The sequence below is a fragment of the Mycobacterium sp. 141 genome, from assembly GCF_000382405.1.
GTDB lineage: Bacteria > Actinomycetota > Actinomycetes > Mycobacteriales > Mycobacteriaceae > Mycobacterium.
Map to the genome: position 1 here is coordinate 1 of NZ_KB908275.1, position 18,329 is coordinate 18,329.

The window sequence follows — 18,329 nt, forward strand, 5'->3', positions numbered from 1 at the left end:
TCGTCGAGCAGGATGTTCGGGGTGGTGTAGCTGAAGTTGATGCCCACACCCAGTGACCACGGGAAGCCGATCTGATAGCCCAGTTCCAGCGTGCCCGCGAAGTCATCGGCACCGGGGCCCTCAACGTGGTACTTGGCCCGACCGGAATGGAACCACTCACGAGTCAGCCGGTTGCGGTCCAGGGGAAACACCCCATTGAGGAACGTGTCCCACTGCTGGACCGTCAAGGTCCGATCCTGGCCATCGACCAGACTCAGCTCATTATCCAGACCTGCATGCGCCGTACCGGCGCCGGTGAATAGCGCTGCGAAGCCAGCGGCCGCGGTTGCCATCGCAACCACCAACGCGGCCAGCACCCGACTGAATGCCTTCATGTCTCTTCCTGTCGCCAGTTGTCGTCGTGGGCGCCCGGGACGGTAGGTCTCGAACGGGTCTCGATTAGGATTCGGTGAGGTTTCCCTCAGAGATACAGCACCGTACACCTCTGCTGTCTCTTCTGCACCACGTACGGTGGATTTTGTGCGGTTGCTTCTTATCGCAGACACCCACGTCCCCACCCGCGCTCGCGATCTGCCGGCTCCGGTCTGGGAAGCGGTGGGTGCCGCCGACGTCGTGATCCATGCCGGCGACTGGGTGGAGCCAGCGTTGCTTGACGCTCTGAGTGCCCGCGCCCGGCAGTTGGTGGGCTGTTGGGGCAACAACGACGGCGCCGAATTGCGGCGACGGCTACCCGAGCGAGCGGACGTGACGCTGCAAGGGCTGCGGTTCACCGTCGTGCACGAGACCGGCGCGGCGACCGGACGCGAGGCCCGGATGGCCAAGTCTTATCCGGACACCGATGTGCTGGTGTTCGGGCACAGTCACATCCCGTGGGACACCACCGCGAAAACCGGTCTCCGCCTGCTGAATCCGGGATCACCCACGGATCGCCGGCGCCAGCCGTTCTGCACCTACATGACCGCCGACGTCGTCGGCGGAATTCTCTCCGGCGTCACCCTGCACGAACTCTGACGAGCGCGCGGAAATCATCCGCGCCCGCTCACGCGATGGTCCATTTTGTCCGACATAGGTATATGGGTATGGTCAATACAAGCCTTGTATTGACAAGTGAGATGACTTGGGCCACGGTAATGACATGGGGAACCAGCAGAGCTACGACGTCGTCGTCGTGGGCGCCGGCATCGTAGGTCTGGCGCACGCGTATCACGCCCACGAGCGCGGCCTGAGCGTCGGCGTCATCGACCACGCCGAGGGCGTCGTCGGCGCATCGGTGCAGAACTTTGGCCACGCCTGCATCACTGCACAGTCCGGTGTTGCCCGCGATTACGCGCGAGACGGCCGCAGGCACTGGCTCGACCTGTCGCGTAAGGCCGGCTTCTGGTCGGCGCAGGCCGGAACCTACTGCGTGGCCCGCCATGCGGACGAACTCGCGGTGATGCATGAGTTCGCCCCCACCCGCTCCGAAGATGAAGTGATGCTGCTGGATCGCGAGCAGATCCTAGGCCGCATCCCGGTGGCCGAAGCGGGCGTCACCGGCGGTATGTACCTGCCCAACGACGTACAGGTCGACCCGCGCACAGCGGCTCCGTCGATCGCCCGGTGGCTGGCCCGCGAGGGGGTCGAATTCTATTGGCGCACAGCGGCAACCGGCTTCGCCCAAGGTGTTGTGAACACCTCGCGCGGGCCGGTCTCCGCCGGTATCACGTTCATCACCGTCAACGACGACATCGACCGGCTGTTCCCCGACTTGGCCGAACGCGACGGGCTGCTGCGTTGCCGGCTGCACATGCTGCGTGCCCGCCTGCCGCTCGCGTTCACTCTGCCGGCGCCGCTGTTCACCGGCTGGTCGCTGTTGCGCTACTCCGGATTCGAGAATCTGCCGAGCGCCCAGGCGGTGGCCGACCGGTTGCGTGCGGAATACCCGGGATACGTCGCCATCGACCTGCATCAGATGTACACCCCGCAGCCCGACGGATCGCTACTCATCGGCGACACCCACTATCGCGACGTGTCCGCACCCGCGTTCCAGTCCGAGGAAGGTTTCACCGCACTCGTCGACGAGACGCGGAAGCTGTTCGGAGTCAACGATATCGAGATCAGTGAACGATGGCAGGGCGTGTACTGTTCGGCGCCCGGCCAGGAATTCCTGATCGAGGAGCCGATCGAGGGAACCCACGTCGTGACCGTGACGACCGGCATCGGCATGACCACCAGCATGGGACTGGCCCGTGGCAGCGTCGACAACGCGTTAGCGCGCGATAGTGCTGACCCAGTGGTCATCGCAGACCCCTGACCGAACACACTGAAAGGGAAACGCCATGACCGACAACACAAATCAGCCAATCAGCCTCGTCGTCTTCGACATGGCCGGCACCACAGTCGAAGACAGCGGGCTGGTCGAGCAATCGTTCCTGGCCGCCGACAGCCACGCCGGGTTGTCGAAGACCGACGCCGATCGCGGGGAGATGCTGCGCTACGTCAGCGACACCATGGGCCAGTCCAAGATCGTCGTGTTCCGGCACCTGGCCCGCGGCAATGAGGAACAGGCGCAAGCCGCCAACAAAGAGTTCGAGCGCTGCTATGCCCAGCTGGTCGCCGAGGGCAACTGCAGCCCGATCCCGGGCGCCGAGGATGTCATCACGTCACTGCGGTCCCGCGGCATCAAGACCGCGCTGACAACGGGATTCGCCCGTGAGACCCAGTCGGCCATCATTGCTGCACTGGGTTGGCAGGACCTTGCCGACGTGGTGCTGTGTCCGGAACCGGGAGTTCGCGGCCGGCCTTACCCGGACATGCCGCTGACCGCGCTGATGCGCACCGAGACCGATTCCGTGTCGTCGATGATCGTCGTGGGCGACACCTCGTCCGATGTCATCAGCGGGCTCCGTGCCGGCGCACGCGCCTCGATCGGTGTGCTGACGGGTGCGCACGACACCGCCCAGCTGTCGGCGGCGGGCGCGACCCACATTCTCAACAGTGTTGCCGATCTGCCCACCTGGTGGCCACGCTCAGCTGACAGCTCTTCCTGTTGATTACCGCGCCGGAACCGAAATCTTTCGCCTACGTTCGTGCGTCGATGGTCTTGGCGTTGACGATGCTGAACGCGACCAACTCGGGACGGTAGCGGTCGTCGGCGTATTCGAAGACCTGGCCGTTCTGATCCCGCGAGGTGCGGCGCTCCCGCAGCAGAGGGCTACCGAGGTCGATACCGAGGTTCTCGGCATCAACCTCGGTAGCCGCCACCGCGTCGAGCACATGCTCCATCGAATCGAAGTAGACGCCGCGGCCGGCCAAATAGTCCGTCATCGAGCCGGAGTCGGTGTCGAAGTCGAACAACATCGAGCCGACAGAATCGATGAAGGTACTGCGCTCGATCATCGCGGGCTCGCCGTCGAGTAGACGCACGCGCAGCACGTCGACCACGAAGTCCGTCGCCGCCAGGCCCAACGCCACCTGAGCCGGTTCGGCGGGCCGCCGCCGTGCGATCTCAACCGTTCGGCTACCCGGTTTGCGGCCGTTGCGTCGTGCCCACTGGGTGAACGGCGTGAACGTGTCGAGGGTCTGGGTGGCGTCGTGGCTGCGCACCACCGCGGGCTTGCCCTGCGAAAGTTGGATCAGTCCTTCGTTTTTCAGTGTCGCCAAGGCCTGACGCACCGGGCCGCGGGACACTCCGAACTCGGCGCACAGTGCGTTTTCGGTCGGCAGGGACTCGCCGATCAGGTAGTCACGCCGGATGATCCGCTGACGCAGTTCGCCCGCGACCTGCACATGGCGGGGCAACGCTTCGGAAGAAGCCATCGATGCCACCCTCTCCGGCAGTTGTCAAGACAAGTATGCCAATAGTAATCGCCGAAGTTCACCCGCTCGGCGCGGCCACGGATGGCAGGCTCGTCGACATGGAGCAGAAGCCGCCCACCGCAGTCGTCGAATCCGCCAACCGAGCCAGCTTGGACAAGCTGCCCTTCCACGACACCCGAGACTTCGCCGACGCCGACCGCGGATTCATCGGTGCGCTGGAACCCTGCGTCGTCACCGCCGCCGACGGCCGAGTGGTGTGGGATAACGACTCCTACGGGTTCCTCGACGGGGATGCGCCCACCACTGTGCACCCGAGCCTGTGGCGGCAAAGCCAACTGTGCGCCAAGCAGGGGCTGTACGAGGTGGTCGAGGGCATCTACCAGGTCCGTGGGCTGGACCTGTCGAACATCAGCTTCATCGAGGGCGAAACCGGCATCATCGTCATCGACCCGCTGATCTCCACCGAGACCGCCGCGGCCGCGCTCGCCCTGTACCGGTCCCACCGGGGAAATCGTCCGGTCAGCGCTGTCATCTATACCCACAGCCACGTCGACCATTTCGGCGGCGTGCTCGGCGTGACCACTCAGGCCGACGTCGACGCGGGCAAGGTCGCGATCATCGCCCCCGAACACTTCACCGACCACGCGGTGCAGGAGAACGTCTACGCCGGCACGGCCATGACTCGCCGCGCCGCCTACATGTACGGTCTGGCGCTGGCCCGCGGACCACAGGGACAGGTCGGCTGCGGCCTGGGCCAGGCCGGATCGACCGGCGAGGTGGCGCTCATCGTGCCGACCCTCGACATCCGGGAGACGGGCGAAACCCACACCATCGACGGCGTCGAGATCGAGTTCCAGATGGCACCCGGCACCGAGGCCCCCGCCGAGATGCATTTCTATTTCCCGAAATTCCGCGCGCTGTGCATGGCCGAGAACGCCACTCACAACCTGCACAACCTGCTGACGCTGCGTGGTGCGCTGGTCCGCGATCCGCACGGCTGGTCCGGTTATCTGACCGAGGCCATCGACAGCTTCGCCGACCGCACCGACGTGGTGTTCGCCTCGCACCACTGGCCGACCTGGGGCCGCGACAACATCGTCGAATTCCTATCCCTGCAGCGTGATCTCTACGCCTACCTGCATGATCAGACCCTGCGCCTGCTCAATCAGGGTTACACCGGGGTCGAGATCGCCGAGCAGTTCCAGCTGCCGCCCGCGTTGGAGGCGGCATGGAACACCCACGGCTACTACGGCTCGGTGAACCACAACGTCAAGGCCGTCTACCAGCGGTACATGGGCTGGTTCGACGGCAACCCGGGCCGGTTGTGGCCGCACCCTCCTGAAGCCTTGGGGCCACGCTACGTCGAGGCCATCGGCGGTATCGACCGGGTCGTCGAGCTCGCTCGGGTCGCCGCCGATGCGGGTGACTTCCGTTGGGCAGCAACACTGTTGGACCACGCCATGTTCACCGACGAGAACCATGCCGCGGCCCGGGAGCTGTACTCCGACACCCTGGAACAGCTGGCCTACGGCGCGGAGAACGCGACCTGGCGGAACTTCTTCCTGTCCGGCGCGACCGAGCTTCGGGAGGGCAATTTCGGTACCCCGACCCAGACCACATCGCCGACCGTGCTTGCGCAGCTGACGCCCGAGCAGATGTTTGACACCTTCGCGATCAGTGTCAACGGTCCGCGGGCCTGGGACCTCGACATCGCCGTCGACATCGCGTTCGTCGACACCGGGTCCAACTATCGGTTGACCCTGCGCAACGGCGTTCTGGTCTACCGCAAGGTGCCCGCCGACCGATCCACCGCTCAGGCGACGGTCACCCTGGCGAACAAGCTGCGGCTGCTGTCCTTCGCTGCGGGCGACGCGACCTCGCCGGGCCTCGAGATCACCGGTGACAGCGCCGTTTTGGTGTCGCTGGTCGCTGTGCTGGACCGGCCCGACCCGGATTTCGACATCATCACGCCATAGGACCCTATGGTGTCCCGGTGCAACTGCTTCTGATCCGTCACGCGCTGCCCTTGCGCAGCGAGCCCGGTCAAGGGTCCGACCCGCACCTGTCGGAGTCCGGCGTCGAGCAGGCCAACCGGCTACCGGCCGCGCTGGCCCGCTTCCCGGTCTCGCGGTTGGTGAGCAGCCCGCAGCTGCGCGCGGTGCAGACTGCCGAGCCGATCGCTGCCGCGCTCGGGCTGACAGTCGACGTCGATGACCGGCTGGCCGAATACGACCGGGACATGTCGCACTATGTGCCGATCGAGGAGATCGCCAAGGAGAACCCCGAGGAGCTGGCCCGGCTGGCCGGCGGGCACCTGCCCAGCAGCGTGGACGAGGAAGCCTTCTCCACCCGCATCAGCGCAGCGTTCGAGGACCTGGTGGCTGCGGGTGATCACAGGCAGACGGTCGCGGTGTTCAGCCACGGCGGGGTGATCAACGTGCTGCTGCATCAGATCCTGGGCACCGAACGGCTGCTGTCGTTCCACGTCGACTACGCCTCGGTCACCCGGCTGCTCGCGTCGCGCTCGGGCAAGCTGGCGGTCGCATCGGTCAATGGCACCGAGCATGTATGGGATCTGCTGCCTCGTAACTCACGGTGGTAAACAGTTCCCGTGACGTCTCTGGAAGGCCTCGACCTCGACGCCCTGGATCGCCATCTGCGTGCCGAGGGCATTGCCCGCAGCGGTGAGCTGCGTGGGGAGCTGATCTCCGGCGGCCGGTCCAATCTCACCTTCCTGATCACCGACGATGCGTCGAAGTGGGTGCTGCGGCGGCCGCCACTGCACGGGCTGACCCCGTCGGCTCACGACGTGGCGCGCGAATACCGCGTGGTGGCCGCGCTGGCCGACACCGCGGTGCCGGTGGCCCGCGCGGTGACGATGAGCAACGACGACTCGGTGCTGGGCGCCCCGTTCCAGATGGTCGAGAATGTCGACGGCCGGGTCGTCCGCAGTGGCGCAGAACTCGAAGCGCTCGGTGACGCGACGGTGATCAGCAACAGTGTCGATGCCCTGATCCGGGTGCTGGTCGACCTACACGCAATAGATCCGGAAGCAGTCGGTCTCGGCGACTTCGGTAAGCCCGCCGGTTACCTGGAACGCCAAGTGCGGCGGTGGGCTTCCCAGTGGGATCTGGTCCGGCTGCCCGACGACCCCCGCGACGCCGACGTCAAACGGCTGCACCGGGCGCTGGCCGAGTCAGTTCCTGCACGGCACCGCAGCTCGATCGTGCACGGCGACTACCGCATCGACAACACCATCCTCGACACGCAGGATCCGACGAAGGTTCTTGCGGTACTCGACTGGGAACTGTCGACGCTGGGCGACCCGTTGTCGGACGCGGCGCTCATGTGTGTCTACCGCGACCCGATGTTCGATCTGATCCTGAGTATGGAGGCGGCCTGGAGTTCGCCGCTGATGCCGTCAGCCGATGATCTGGCCAACCGATACTCGGTGCAGTCGGGTCAGGAGCTGGCGCACTGGGACTTCTACATGGCGCTGGCCTACTTCAAGGTCGCCATCATCGCCGCGGGCATCGACTTCCGACACCGTCAGGGTTCCGAGGCCCTGGGTAGCTCAAGCGTGGGCACGGCGATTGCCCCGGCCATCGCGGCGGGGCTTGCCGCGCTGGGCTGAGCATCAGCTGCTCAGGGCCGCCTTCAGATTCTTCTTCGCGGTGCGGCGCAGCTGGAAGATCCGCGCTGTACCCGCGGCCACCGTCAGCAAGCCGCCGGCCACCGCGGCGCCGAGGATGGCTACGCCCGTCGGCAATGACCAGTGCCAGCCCAAGAACCTCAGCGGGACCGGATCGGTGTTCTGCCCGATGAAGATCAGCAGCACGATCAGAATTAGGAAACCCACGATCAGCGCCGACCACAGCGCGGCGGCACGGGTGAACTTGGGTGATACCGGTGGCTGCGACTTGGGCGCATCCGGCGTCGACGTGGGCTGGTCCGGCTTCGGAGCCGCGGGCCTGGGCTTCGGCCCCGGTTGATCGGGCGATGCAGGCAGATCGCTGGTCATGGGTCTATCTTTGCCCGTATCGGCGGCAAAGCAAACAACCGGATGGTAAAGACAGGCAGCATGTCGGCCCTGCGGTTAGGGTCAGGAAAGCCGGCCGAGGTCATCGGATTCGGCTGCAGCCGTCGGAAGGACGTTCGCATGCAGCATCGAACCCTGGCAGTGCTCGTGGTTCTGCTCGCTCTGATGGCGCCCTTTTTCACCGCCTGCGGCAGTGCGAATCCGCTGGGCGGTGGGCAGATCTCCGGTGACCTGAAGTCGATCGTCGTCGGGTCGGCGGACTTCACGGAATCGAAGATCATCGCCGAGATATACGCCCAGGCCCTGGAAGCCAACGGCTTTCAGGTCGGCAGGCAGTTCGGCATCGGCAGTCGGGAAACGTACGTACCCGCGGTACAGGACCACTCGATCGATCTGATCCCCGAGTACACCGGGAACCTACTGCAGTATTTCGACAAGAACACCACTGCGACAACGTCCGACGCCGTATTGATCGGCCTGTTCAAGGCGCTGCCCGGGGATCTCTCGATCCTGTATCCGGCGCCCGCCGAAGACAAGGACACCCTCGCGGTCAGCGCCGAGACCGCCCAGCGCTGGAACCTGAAGACCATCGCCGATCTGGCCGCGCACTCGGCAGAGGTGAAAGTCGGCGCACCATCGGAGTTTCAGACGCGGCAGACCGGCCTGGTGGGCCTGAAGGACAAATATGGGCTGGACATCGCCCCGGCCAATTTCGTCGCGATCAGTGACGGCGGTGGTCCCGCCACGGTGCAAGCGCTGACCAGTGGTGCCATCACGGCCGCCAACATTTTCAGCACCTCGCCGGCCATCGACCAGCACCACCTGGTGGTGCTGGAGGATCCGAAGAACACGTTCCTGGCTGCCAATGTCGTACCGCTGGTGGCCTCGCAGAAGATGTCCGATGAGCTCAAGACGGTGCTCGACGCGGTATCGGCCAAGCTCACCACCGAATCCCTCATTGCGCTGAACACCGCGGTCGAGGGCAACTCCGGGGTCGACCCGGACCAGGCGGCCGCGAAGTGGATCAAGGACAACGGATTCGACAAGCCGGTGCAGGGTAGGTGAATACCGATGATCACATTCACCGACGTCACCAAGCGGTACCCGGATGGCACAGTTGCGGTCGACACCCTCAATCTTGAGGTCCCGCAAGGCACCTTGACGGTGTTCGTCGGGCCGTCGGGCTGCGGTAAGACCACTTCGATGCGGATGATCAACCGAATGATCGAGCCCACCTCGGGCACCCTGACCGTCGACGGACGTGACGTCACCACAGTCGACCCGGTCAAGCTCCGGTTGGGCATGGGTTACGTCATCCAGAGTGGCGGCCTGATGCCGCATCAGCGGGTGATCGACAACGTGGCGACAGTTCCGGTACTGCGCGGTGAATCACGGCGTGCCGCACGTAAATCCGCCTACAGTGTGCTGGAGCGCGTGGGCCTGGACCCCAAGCTGGCCAACCGGTACCCCGCGCAGCTCTCCGGCGGCCAGCAGCAGCGTGTCGGGGTGGCCCGCGCATTGGCCGCCGACCCGCCGATCCTGTTGATGGACGAGCCGTTCTCGGCGGTCGACCCGGTGGTCCGGGAGGATCTCCAAACCGAAATCCTGCGTCTGCAAAACGAATTGCGAAAGACGATCGTGTTCGTCACCCACGACGTCGACGAGGCCGTCAAACTCGGGGACAAGGTCGCGGTGTTCGGCCGCGGTGGTGTGCTGCAGCAGTACGACGCCCCGGCACGCTTGCTGTCGAACCCGGCCAATGACCTGGTTGCCGGATTCGTCGGCGCCGACCGTGGGTATCGCGGACTGCAGTTCCTGCACGCCACAGGGCTGCCGCTGCACGACATCCGGCATGTCGGCGAACCGGAGGTCGACACGCTCGAGCTCGGACCCGGCGACTGGGTGCTGGTGACGAAGCCAGACGGGGTGCCCTACGCGTGGATCAACGCCGAAGGCGTCGAGGTGCACCGCAGCGGAAAATCGCTGTACGACAGCACAATCGCGGGCGGGTCTCTGTTCCGGCCGGACGGCACCCTGCGGCTGGCGCTGGATGCGGCGCTGTCCTCGCCGTCGGGTCTCGGTGTCGCGGTCGACGAGAATCAACGGGTCATCGGCGGTGTGCGGGCCGAGGATGTGCTGGCGGCCCTCACCGACCAGCGGCAGATACCCGAACTGGGGCACTGATGCGGTATCTGCTGACCCATCTCGACACGCTCTGGGCGTTGACCATCGTGCATCTGCGGCTGTCGCTGGTGCCGATCGTGTTGGGATTGCTGATCGCTGTGCCGTTGGGTGCAGTGGTGCAACGCACCACCACCTTGCGACGGTTGACCACCGTCATCGCCAGCATCATCTTCACCATTCCCTCGCTGGCGCTGTTCGTGGTGCTGCCGCTGATCATCCCGACCCGCATCCTGGATGAAGCCAATGTCATTGTGGCACTGACTCTCTACACCACCGCCCTGCTGGTACGGGCGGTCCCCGAGGCGCTGGACGCGGTACCCGAGCCGGTCCGGGACGCCGCCACCGCCGTCGGCTACCGCCCGCTGGTTCGGATGGTGAAAGTAGAACTGCCACTGTCGATTCCGGTTCTCATCGCCGGGATCAGGGTGGTCGCCGTGACCAACATCTCGATGGTGTCGGTGGGTTCGGTGATCGGTGTCGGCGGGTTGGGCACCTGGTTCACCGAGGGATATCAGGCCAACAAGAGCAGTCAGATCGTGGCAGGCATCATTGCGATCTTCGTGCTGGCCGTCGTGATCGACACCCTGATCATGCTTCTGGGCAAGGCCATCACACCCTGGGCCCGCACGTCCCGTACGCCTCGCGCCGAGGCAGCAGTATGAACTTCCTGCAGCAGGCGCTGAGCTACATCTTCACCGCGGCAAACTGGACGGGCCCGGCCGGGTTGGCTGTCCGCATCGTCGAACACCTCCAGTACACCGCCGTCGCGGTGGTGTTCTCGGTCCTGATCGCAGTCCCGGTCGGATTGCTCATCGGACATACCGGTCGCGGCACCTTCCTGGTAGTCACCGGGGTCAATGCGCTGAGGGCGCTGCCCACGCTCGGCGTGCTGCTGCTTGGGGTGCTGCTGTGGGGGCTGGGCCTGGTTCCGCCGACAGTGGCCCTGATGCTGCTGGGCATTCCACCGCTGCTGGCCGGCACTTATTCCGGCATCGCCAATGTGGACCGGGCAGTGGTAGATGCCGCGAGGTCGATGGGGATGACCGAGGCCCGGGTGTTGTTGCGGGTCGAGGTTCCCAATGCGCTGCCGCTGATCCTGGGTGGGCTGCGCACCGCGACGCTTCAGGTCGTCGCGACGGCGACGGTCGCGGCCTACGCCAGTCTCGGCGGGCTCGGCCGGTACCTCATCGACGGGATCAAGGTGCGCCAGTTCCACATCGCCCTCGTGGGTGCGCTCATGGTGACCGCGCTGGCGCTGATCCTCGATGCCGCACTGGCGTTCGCGGTGTGGTTGTCGGTGCCGGGCACAGGGCGCTTGCGCAGGCTGCCTCAGTCGTTGATCGACGACGAGGTGGCACTCGAATCGCGGCCTCTGCCACATCGCGCGGGAGTTCCGGAGTCGGCCACGAAGCCGATGGTGCGTCGCATACGGTAGAAGAGTGAGTGAAGCGGTACGCACAGACGAGCAGACGAGCGAGCCGGGGTCGGCCTGGCCGGCCGTCCTGACGTGGCGAGCGCGCGACGTACCCCGCATGGAATCGGTACGTGTGCAGCTCTCGGGGAACCGTATCAAGGCTTATGGGCGAATAGTGGCTGCTGCCACCGCGTCTCACCCAGCGTTCTCGGCGTCCTATGATCTGGTGACCGACGAGTCGGGTGCGACCAGACGGCTTTCGCTCACCGTTACCCTCGCCGAGCGGGAACGCCAGCTCTCCGTCGCCCGCGACGAAGAGAATATGTGGCTGGTCCAGGACCACAACCAGACCAAGCGATCGAGCTACGCCGGCGCGCTAGATGTCGACGTCGTTTTCAGCCCGTTCTTCAACGCGCTGCCGATTCGTCGGACGGGCCTCTACCTGAAGAACGAGTCGGTGACGCTTCCGGTCGTCTATGTCCGCCTGCCCGAGTTGTCGGTCGAGGCCGCCACCATCAGCTACACCAGCACGGCGACGGGCATCGAGCTGTCCTCGCCCGTGTCGCAGACGACCATCACCGTCGACCCGTACGGCTTCATCCTCGATTACCCAGGACTGGCAGAGCGGATCTGATCACCCCGCCGGCCCGGCCCTCGGCAGCCAGCTCGGTCCGCCAGTTCTCCGCGCCGACGACGGTGGTGACGATCTCGGGGCGGACGAAATTGGCGTAGCGCATCCGGGCGGAATGGCCACCCTCGACCAGGTCGGCCAACGAGCCCGTGGCGGCCAGGCTGTCCCGGGCCTGCTTGAGCACCTCGATGCCCTGCTCCAGGGCCGGAAGCAGTTGTGCGGCGTTGGCCTCGCACATGGCCCGCACCAGATCGGGTGCGGTCGCCGCAACGCGAGTGCCGTCCCGGAATGAACCGGCAGCGAGGGCGAACGCCAGCGGTACCTCAGCCGCGTTCAAGGCCAGTGTCTCGGCGAACAGATGGGGAAGATGGGAGATGGCGGCGGCCGCCGCGTCGTGCTCTTCGGAGCAGGCCGGGACCACCACGGCGTGACAGTCCAGCGCCAGCTTGGTCACCTGCGTCCACACCTCGGGGTCGACGTGGTCATCAACGCTGACCACCCACGGCGCCCCGATGAACAGCCCGGAGTCTCCTGCGGCCCAGCCGGAGTGCGCCGTGCCCGCCATCGGATGCCCGCCGACGAATCGGTTCAGCAAGCCAAACTCTCGAACCTGTTGCAGCACTGCGCCTTTGACACTGATCACGTCGGTCAGCGGGCAGGTCGGGGCGATTTCGCGGATGTGACCCAACATGAGCGGCAGGGCGGGCATGGGCACCGCGAGCACGATCAGCGCGTCGCGGTCGACGGCCCGGCGCAGGGTCTCGTTGAGATTGTCACTGGCGTCGAATCCGTCGGACCGGGCCGCCTGGACCACGTCGACCGAACGGTTGTAACCGAACACCTCGCGGCCCGCGGCCGCCGCCGCCCGCATCAGGGAGCCACCGATGAGTCCGAGTCCCACCACACATACGGGCGTGTTTGTCACCTACCAAGATTGGCACACCCCTGCGGGAGAGGTGGACGGTGATGCCTGGTCAACATCGCTGGTCGGCGACTACCGTAGGCGTTCATGGGAGCACAGCGTGCGCCGGCGGACCTGCCCGACGGCTTCGGCGTAGCAGTCGTCCGCGAGGAGGGCAAATGGCGATGTGCGCCGATGCACGCGGCGTCACTGAACAGCCTGACCGCCGCGGAGACCGAGTTGCGGGAACTGCGCAGCTCGGGGTGTGTGTTCGGGCTGCTGGACATCGACGATGAGTTCTTCGTCATCGTGCGGCCCGCACCGGCCGGAACCCGGCTGCTGCTCTCGGATGCCACCGCGGCGCTGGATTACGACATCGCCGCCGAGGTGCTCGAGACGCTCGACGCCGAGATCGACGCCGATGATCTCGACGACGCCGATCCCTTCGAGGAAGGTGACCTGGGGCTGCTCTCCGATGTGGGGCTGCCCGAGGCGGTGCTCAGTGTCATTCTCGACGAGACGGACCTGTATGCCGACGAACAGCTCGGCCGCATCGCCAGAGAGATGGGCTTCGCCGATGAGCTCTCGGCGGTGCTCGATCGACTCAATCGGTGAATTCGTCTGACGAAATCCTGATCCGCGCCGCGCTGGACGCTGCCGGTATGGCCGGTCCCCGCGATGTGCCGATCGGCGCGGTGGTTTTCGCGGCCGATGGCACCGAGCTGGCCCGTGCCGCCAACGCCCGGGAGGCCACGGGCGACCCGGCCGGACATGCCGAGATCGTGGCGATGCGCACGGCCGCGCAGGTGCTCGGTGACGGCTGGCGGCTGGCGGGCACCACCTTGGCCGTGACCGTCGAACCCTGCACGATGTGCGCGGGCGCGTTGGTGTTGGCCCGGGTGGCGCGAGTGGTGTTCGGGGCCTGGGAACCCAAGACCGGAGCGGTCGGTTCGCTGTGGGACGTCGTGCGGGACCGGCGGCTCAACCACCGGCCGGAGGTGACTGGCGGGGTGCTGGCCGACGAATGCGCGGGCCTGCTGGAGGAGTTTTTCGCGCGTCAACGGTGAGGACCTCGCCCAGCGTGAACATGATCGCGAATTCTCGGCCGGTCTTCGTCATCTTGTTCACACTCGTGGGCGGCTGATTAGGGTCAACGGCCCACGTTCGGTAAGCTGCCACACGGTGGCGTGTCCGAGCGGCCTAAGGAGCACGCCTCGAAAGCGTGTGACGGGTAACCCCCGTCCGAGGGTTCAAATCCCTCCGCCACCGCCAAAGCTCCCCTGCCGATTCATGCGGTCGGGGAGTTCGTGTCTCCGGCTCTCCTGCCGGTGGGCCGGTTGTGGTTTTGACAAAATTACTTGGGAATTAACCGTTTTCACGCCGGTCGGCATTCATCGAATGCGTCTTGGATCGAGTGATGTGCCCCGGCGCGCGGTTCGCTCCTCGTTTTCCCACTCCCATTCCTCGCGAAGCGTTGAATGGGTCGCATGGAGTTGATGTCGCCGACCGATTCGATGTTTCTCATCGCCGAGACACGTGAGCACCCCTTCCATGTCGGCGGCTTGGCGCTCTACGACCCGCCGGAGGGAGCAGGTAGCGAATTCGTGCGTGAACTGTACGAGGAAATACTCGCGCACAACGACTTTCAGCCGGTGTTCCGCAAACGCCCGGCAACCATCCTGGGCGGCATCGCCAACGTCGGGTGGACTTACGACAACGATGTCGACCTCGACTACCACCTGCGCCGCTCGGCATTGCCGTCGCCGGGCCGCGTGCGTGACCTGCTCGAGCTGACATCGCGGCTGCACGGCGGTTTGCTCGACCGACACCGTCCGCTGTGGGAGGCCCACCTGATCGAGGGGTTGGCCGACGGCCGGTTCGCCGTCTACACCAAGCTGCACCACGCACTGATCGACGGGATCTCGGCGCTCAAGCTGATCACGCGCACCCTGTCGGAGGATCCGAACGACACCGAGCTTCGGGTGCCGTGGGACCTACCGCGCACGAAGCAGCCGCACCAGAGCCCGTCGCTGCTGCACACCGTGACGGATGCGGCGGCGGCCGCGGTCGGGATCGCGCCGTCGACGGTCAAGTTGGCCCGCGCGGCGTTGCTGGAACAGCAACTCACACTGCCGTTCGCCGCACCGAAGACGATGTTCAATGTGAAGATCGGCGGTGCTCGGCGCGTGGCGGCGCAGTCGTGGCCGCTGGAGCGGTTCAAGCGGATCAAGGATGCCACGGGGGTGACCATCAACGACGTGGTGCTCGGTATGTGCGCCGGGGCGCTGCGCGCCTATCTGCTCGAGCAGGACGCGTTGCCGGACCGGCCGTTGATCGCCATGGTTCCGGTCAACTTGCGCTCGGAGAACGAGGTCGATTCGGGTGGCAATCTCGTCGGCTCGATCCTGTGCAACCTCGCGACCGATCGGGACGACGCCGCAGAGCGGCTCACCGTCATCAGCGAGTCGATGCGCGGCAACAAGAAGATCTTCTCCGAACTGCCACGCGTGCAGGCACTCGCCCTTTCGGCGCTCATGATCGCGCCGCTCGGGCTGGCCGCGGTGCCCGGCTTCGTCAAGGCCACCGCGCCGCCGTTCAACCTCGTCATCTCCAACGTGCCCGGGCCGCGACATCCGTTGTACTGGAAGGGTGCCCGGCTGGACGGCAACTATCCGCTCTCGATCGCGCTGGACGGGCAGGCGATGAACATCACCCTGGCCAACAATGCCGACAACCTCGACTTCGGTCTGGTCGGTTGCCGGCGCAGTGTCCCGCATCTGCAGCGGATACTCGGCCATCTGGAGGATTCGCTCAAGAGCTTGGAACTCGCGGCCGGCGGGTGACGCCACAAACCCCCTAGCCGGTATTGGCCAGCGCCGGGCGCAGGAATTCCCCGGTGAGTGTGACCGCGGGGGTCGACGAGTCCCCGCCGACGATCAGCGTCGCGAACGCGATGTCACCGACGATGCCGGCAAACCAACCGTGGGAATGGGTGTTGTCGCCGTATTCGGCCGTTCCGGTCTTGCCGCCGAGATCGGGGATGTCGCTGAGTTCGGCGGCGGTGCCCTCGGTCACCGTCTGGCGCATCATCGCGCGCAGCGCGTCAACGACGTCGGGCGACAACGGCACCGAGGGCTTGTCGGAGGTGGTCTTCTCGCCGTCGACCAGCATCGGCACGATCGTCGAACCATGCGCCAGGCTGGCCTCGGCGACCGCGAGGCCGAACGGGCTGACCGTGACGGTGCCCTGGCCGATACCGTTCTCCACCCGCTGTGCGGCGGTGTCGGCGTTGGGTACCTTCCCGGTGACGGTCGTCAGTCCCGGCACGGTGAAGTCCACACCGATGCCGAAGTCGCGCGCGGTGTTGGTCAGGGCGTCGGCGGGCAGCTTGTCGGCCAGCGCCGCCATGCTGGTGTTGCAGGAATGCGCGAACGCCGAACTCAGTGGCACCGTCCCCAGATCGAAGTTGTTCTCGTTGGGGATGGTCCGGTTCTCGATGGTCACTTGCCCGGGGCAGGCGACCGGGGTCTGCGGCGTCACGAGGTCGGCCTTGAGTGCGGCCGCGGTGGTGATGGTCTTGAACGTCGAGCCCGGTGGGTAGAGCCCGGAAAATACGATGGCCCCTTGCGGATCGGCGGCGGCGTTCTGCGCGGCGGCCAGGATGCCACCCGTCGAACTCGACAGGGCGATGAGCACCGCAGGCCGGGATTCGGTCGCGACGGCGCGCTGGGCGAGCAACTGCAGCCGCAAGTCCAGCGAGGTCTGCACCGGCTCGGTCGGGGCCGGCGGGGTGGAGATCAACCGTTGCGCCGCGGCGCCTTTGGCGTCGACCAGATAGACCGACCATCCCGCGGATCGGGTGATGCGGTCATGCCAGAGCGGTTCCAGGCCGCTGATCGCCGGGGAGTCCAGCTCCCGGTTGGCCGTGAGCAGCTCGCCCTGTTCGACGACGGTGACGCCGGGGATCGGCGTGAGTTGATCGCGGACCTTGGCCAAGTCGTCCTCACGCAGCTTGATGACGGTGACACGGTCGTCCTGTGTGGAGTTCAACTGTGCGGCAATGGAATCCGGTGTGGTGGTGGGATCGAACTGGTTGAGCAGCGCCGCCAGGGCGGCTGCTGATTCCGGATGGGTGCGGTCCAGGTTGATGACCCCGACGGTCTGCCAGTTCATCAACGGCTGACCGGTTCGGTCGAGCACGGGAGTCTGCAGCTCGCTGTCCTGGCTGTACTGAAAACTCAGGCCGTCCTGCAGATCACGGTGCAACAACGTCGGCGACCAGGTGATGCGCCAGTTGTCGCCGGACTTGGCGGCCGATCCGGTGGTGTCATATCCGAAATCGTGTCCCTCGCCCCAGGACCACTGGTATTTCAGGTCGAAGCCGTTCTCCTGGCCGTCGGCGGGTGACGAGGCGACGGTCAGTTTGGCGTGCTCGCCCATGCCGTTGAACATGGCGGTGATCGTCTTTTCGGCCGTGGCCGGATCACTGGTCTGTTCGGCGGCCGCGTGTGCGTCCTTGCGTTGCAGGGCATCGGCGAAGGACGCGAAAACGTCAGCGGGCTTGGGTGCCGACGAGCAACTGACGACCCCCAGCAGCAGACCAAGCAGCGCGAGCACGCTCAGGACGCGTCGGCTCATGCCGGCACCAGCGCGCGGATCTGCTCGCTGAGAGCCACTCCGAGATCGTGGTTGTTGGCCTCGGTGAAGTGAATGCCGTCGACTCCCTGCGTGGTCAGCACCGAGCCCGCGTCGAAGAACGGGACTTTCATGAACGACGCGAGTGCACCGTAGACCGTGGCCAGCTCGGCTGACTTGCGTTGCCCACCTTCGAAGATCAACTGGAACCACGGATGCGGCATCGGTGCCAACGGTGGCGGCGCGACCATCAGCACCTGCGGCGCGGGATAGACCGTGCCCACCCCGCCGGCACTCGTGAGCACCTTGGTCACCAGCACTGACATGCCCAGCGCTATGTCCAGCGGCTCGCGTCGGAAGTACGCCTTGGTGTCATTGGTGCCCAACATGACGACGACCAGGTCGAGAGGAAGGTGGGCGGCCAGGCAGGACGGCAGGTACGCAGCACCGTTGAGCCGCGGATCGGTCGGGTCGTCGATGTTCGTGGTGCGGGCGCTGAGACCCTCCTCGATCACCTCGTAATCCGCGCCGAGCCGGTCGGCCAGCACCCCGGTCCAGCGGATGTGGCGCGGGAACCGTTCTGTGGGTGCGCCGTCCGTGACGGGCACCCAGCCCCACGTCAGCGAGTCACCGAAACACAGAATTCGCTTGGCCACCATGGACCAAGCACATCACATACCTAGGACGTCGAGCTCTTCTTCGACGACGGCTTCGGCGTGTCTTTCTT

The 18,329-nt window shown here is 65.8% G+C and carries 20 protein-coding genes and 1 tRNA gene; 15 read left to right on the top strand and 6 right to left on the bottom strand.

Translation table 11 applies throughout. The features are described from left to right. Positions 1 to 374 (bottom strand): MspA family porin (locus H276_RS0120055; protein WP_019973074.1); only part of this gene is annotated, 374 nt, incomplete at its 3' end. Between the two features lie 145 nt (positions 375 to 519). Between H276_RS0120055 and H276_RS0120060 the strand changes: the two genes are divergently transcribed. The 3 genes from H276_RS0120060 to H276_RS0120070 all read left to right on the top strand — a co-directional run bounded on the left by H276_RS0120060 (position 520) and on the right by H276_RS0120070 (position 3,032). After that, positions 520 to 1,011 (top strand): metallophosphoesterase, encoded by a 492-nt coding sequence (locus tag H276_RS0120060; protein WP_026357225.1) that lies wholly within the window; start codon positions 520 to 522, stop codon positions 1,009 to 1,011. A 124-nt stretch (positions 1,012 to 1,135) separates the two neighbouring features. Continuing rightward, positions 1,136 to 2,293, top strand: coding sequence for a TIGR03364 family FAD-dependent oxidoreductase (locus tag H276_RS0120065; protein WP_019973076.1), 1,158 nt, complete (start codon positions 1,136 to 1,138; stop codon positions 2,291 to 2,293). A gap of 25 nt (positions 2,294 to 2,318) precedes the next feature. Continuing rightward, positions 2,319 to 3,032, top strand: a complete 714-nt coding sequence (locus H276_RS0120070) for a phosphonatase-like hydrolase (RefSeq protein ID WP_019973077.1) — start codon at positions 2,319 to 2,321, stop codon at positions 3,030 to 3,032. A 28-nt stretch (positions 3,033 to 3,060) separates the two neighbouring features. Here the strand turns inward: H276_RS0120070 and H276_RS0120075 are convergent, their stop codons facing one another. After that, positions 3,061 to 3,798, bottom strand: coding sequence for a GntR family transcriptional regulator (locus H276_RS0120075; RefSeq protein WP_026357226.1), 738 nt, complete (start codon positions 3,796 to 3,798; stop codon positions 3,061 to 3,063). 98 nt (positions 3,799 to 3,896) lie between these two features. Between H276_RS0120075 and H276_RS0120080 the strand changes: the two genes are divergently transcribed. From H276_RS0120080 to H276_RS0120090, 3 genes are read left to right on the top strand one after another with little or no spacing between them, the layout of a single operon-like run. Continuing rightward, the gene (locus tag H276_RS0120080; protein WP_026357227.1) at positions 3,897 to 5,774 is read left to right on the top strand and encodes an alkyl/aryl-sulfatase; all 1,878 of its coding nucleotides are present in this window, start codon (positions 3,897 to 3,899) and stop codon (positions 5,772 to 5,774) included. Positions 5,775 to 5,791: 17 nt separating this feature from the next. Further along, positions 5,792 to 6,400 (top strand): histidine phosphatase family protein, encoded by a 609-nt coding sequence (locus tag H276_RS0120085; protein ID WP_019973080.1) that lies wholly within the window; start codon positions 5,792 to 5,794, stop codon positions 6,398 to 6,400. A gap of 9 nt (positions 6,401 to 6,409) precedes the next feature. After that, positions 6,410 to 7,432: a phosphotransferase family protein gene (locus H276_RS0120090; protein WP_019973081.1), complete on the top strand. Its 1,023-nt coding sequence runs from the start codon at positions 6,410 to 6,412 to the stop codon at positions 7,430 to 7,432. A 3-nt stretch (positions 7,433 to 7,435) separates the two neighbouring features. On the opposite strand, the gene H276_RS0120095 is transcribed toward H276_RS0120090, so the two are convergent. Further along, a complete protein-coding gene (locus tag H276_RS0120095; protein WP_019973082.1) occupies positions 7,436 to 7,819 on the bottom strand; it encodes a lipopolysaccharide assembly LapA domain-containing protein in 384 nt (127 codons plus the stop codon). Between the two features lie 138 nt (positions 7,820 to 7,957). On the opposite strand from H276_RS0120095, the gene H276_RS0120100 reads away from it, so the two are divergent. The 5 genes from H276_RS0120100 to H276_RS0120120 are packed head-to-tail and all read left to right on the top strand — an operon-like array spanning position 7,958 to position 12,069. Continuing rightward, positions 7,958 to 8,902, top strand: a complete 945-nt coding sequence (locus tag H276_RS0120100; RefSeq protein WP_026357228.1) for an ABC transporter substrate-binding protein — start codon at positions 7,958 to 7,960, stop codon at positions 8,900 to 8,902. A 6-nt stretch (positions 8,903 to 8,908) separates the two neighbouring features. Next, a complete protein-coding gene (locus tag H276_RS0120105) occupies positions 8,909 to 10,021 on the top strand; it encodes an ABC transporter ATP-binding protein (RefSeq protein ID WP_019973084.1) in 1,113 nt (370 codons plus the stop codon). Continuing rightward, the gene (locus H276_RS0120110; RefSeq protein WP_019973085.1) at positions 10,021 to 10,683 is read left to right on the top strand and encodes an ABC transporter permease; all 663 of its coding nucleotides are present in this window, start codon (positions 10,021 to 10,023) and stop codon (positions 10,681 to 10,683) included. The genes H276_RS0120105 and H276_RS0120110 overlap by 1 nt, the downstream gene beginning before the upstream one ends. Next, positions 10,680 to 11,456 (top strand): ABC transporter permease, encoded by a 777-nt coding sequence (locus H276_RS23355; protein ID WP_155943192.1) that lies wholly within the window; start codon positions 10,680 to 10,682, stop codon positions 11,454 to 11,456. The genes H276_RS0120110 and H276_RS23355 overlap by 4 nt, the downstream gene beginning before the upstream one ends. Positions 11,457 to 11,460: 4 nt before the next feature. Continuing rightward, on the top strand, positions 11,461 to 12,069 hold the full coding sequence (locus tag H276_RS0120120; protein ID WP_026357229.1) for a putative glycolipid-binding domain-containing protein: 609 nt from the start codon (positions 11,461 to 11,463) through the stop codon (positions 12,067 to 12,069). On the opposite strand, the gene H276_RS0120125 is transcribed toward H276_RS0120120, so the two are convergent. After that, positions 12,032 to 12,991 (bottom strand): prephenate dehydrogenase, encoded by a 960-nt coding sequence (locus H276_RS0120125; RefSeq protein WP_026357230.1) that lies wholly within the window; start codon positions 12,989 to 12,991, stop codon positions 12,032 to 12,034. The genes H276_RS0120120 and H276_RS0120125 overlap by 38 nt on opposite strands. 84 nt (positions 12,992 to 13,075) lie before the next feature. On the opposite strand from H276_RS0120125, the gene H276_RS0120130 reads away from it, so the two are divergent. From H276_RS0120130 to H276_RS0120145, 4 genes are all read left to right on the top strand, one after another. Then, positions 13,076 to 13,582, top strand: a complete 507-nt coding sequence (locus H276_RS0120130; protein WP_019973088.1) for a tRNA adenosine deaminase-associated protein — start codon at positions 13,076 to 13,078, stop codon at positions 13,580 to 13,582. After that, positions 13,579 to 14,034 carry a nucleoside deaminase gene (locus H276_RS0120135; protein WP_019973089.1) on the top strand — a complete coding sequence of 152 codons (456 nt, stop codon included), beginning with the start codon at positions 13,579 to 13,581 and terminating at the stop codon, positions 14,032 to 14,034. The genes H276_RS0120130 and H276_RS0120135 overlap by 4 nt, the downstream gene beginning before the upstream one ends. Positions 14,035 to 14,148: 114 nt before the next feature. Then, positions 14,149 to 14,239: transfer RNA gene (locus tag H276_RS0120140), tRNA-Ser, on the top strand. Positions 14,240 to 14,454: 215 nt separating this feature from the next. Continuing rightward, a complete protein-coding gene (locus tag H276_RS0120145) occupies positions 14,455 to 15,810 on the top strand; it encodes a wax ester/triacylglycerol synthase family O-acyltransferase (RefSeq protein WP_019973090.1) in 1,356 nt (451 codons plus the stop codon). A 13-nt stretch (positions 15,811 to 15,823) separates the two neighbouring features. On the opposite strand, the gene H276_RS0120150 is transcribed toward H276_RS0120145, so the two are convergent. Both H276_RS0120150 and H276_RS0120155 read right to left on the bottom strand, forming a co-directional pair. Then, a complete protein-coding gene (locus H276_RS0120150; RefSeq protein WP_026357231.1) occupies positions 15,824 to 17,605 on the bottom strand; it encodes a penicillin-binding transpeptidase domain-containing protein in 1,782 nt (593 codons plus the stop codon). After that, a complete protein-coding gene (locus H276_RS0120155) occupies positions 17,602 to 18,261 on the bottom strand; it encodes an SGNH/GDSL hydrolase family protein (protein WP_019973092.1) in 660 nt (219 codons plus the stop codon). Before H276_RS0120155 ends, H276_RS0120150 begins: the two co-directional genes overlap by 4 nt. Positions 18,262 to 18,329 lie beyond the last annotated feature (68 nt).

Excerpts from the sequence above, each read along its gene's own strand:
- H276_RS0120065 (WP_019973076.1), top strand. The coding sequence starts at position 1,136 with ATGGGGAACCAGCAGAGCTACGACGTCGTCGTCGTGGGCGCCGGCATC.
- H276_RS0120070 (WP_019973077.1), top strand. The coding sequence starts at position 2,319 with ATGACCGACAACACAAATCAGCCAATCAGCCTCGTCGTCTTCGACATG.
- H276_RS0120075 (WP_026357226.1), bottom strand. The coding sequence starts at position 3,798 with ATGGCTTCTTCCGAAGCGTTGCCCCGCCATGTGCAGGTCGCGGGCGAA.
- H276_RS0120080 (WP_026357227.1), top strand. The coding sequence starts at position 3,897 with ATGGAGCAGAAGCCGCCCACCGCAGTCGTCGAATCCGCCAACCGAGCC.
- H276_RS0120095 (WP_019973082.1), bottom strand. The coding sequence starts at position 7,819 with ATGACCAGCGATCTGCCTGCATCGCCCGATCAACCGGGGCCGAAGCCC.
- H276_RS0120100 (WP_026357228.1), top strand. The coding sequence starts at position 7,958 with ATGCAGCATCGAACCCTGGCAGTGCTCGTGGTTCTGCTCGCTCTGATG.
- H276_RS0120105 (WP_019973084.1), top strand. The coding sequence starts at position 8,909 with ATGATCACATTCACCGACGTCACCAAGCGGTACCCGGATGGCACAGTT.
- H276_RS0120110 (WP_019973085.1), top strand. The coding sequence starts at position 10,021 with ATGCGGTATCTGCTGACCCATCTCGACACGCTCTGGGCGTTGACCATC.
- H276_RS23355 (WP_155943192.1), top strand. The coding sequence starts at position 10,680 with ATGAACTTCCTGCAGCAGGCGCTGAGCTACATCTTCACCGCGGCAAAC.
- H276_RS0120130 (WP_019973088.1), top strand. The coding sequence starts at position 13,076 with ATGGGAGCACAGCGTGCGCCGGCGGACCTGCCCGACGGCTTCGGCGTA.
- H276_RS0120145 (WP_019973090.1), top strand. The coding sequence starts at position 14,455 with ATGGAGTTGATGTCGCCGACCGATTCGATGTTTCTCATCGCCGAGACA.
- H276_RS0120150 (WP_026357231.1), bottom strand. The coding sequence starts at position 17,605 with ATGAGCCGACGCGTCCTGAGCGTGCTCGCGCTGCTTGGTCTGCTGCTG.
- H276_RS0120155 (WP_019973092.1), bottom strand. The coding sequence starts at position 18,261 with ATGGTGGCCAAGCGAATTCTGTGTTTCGGTGACTCGCTGACGTGGGGC.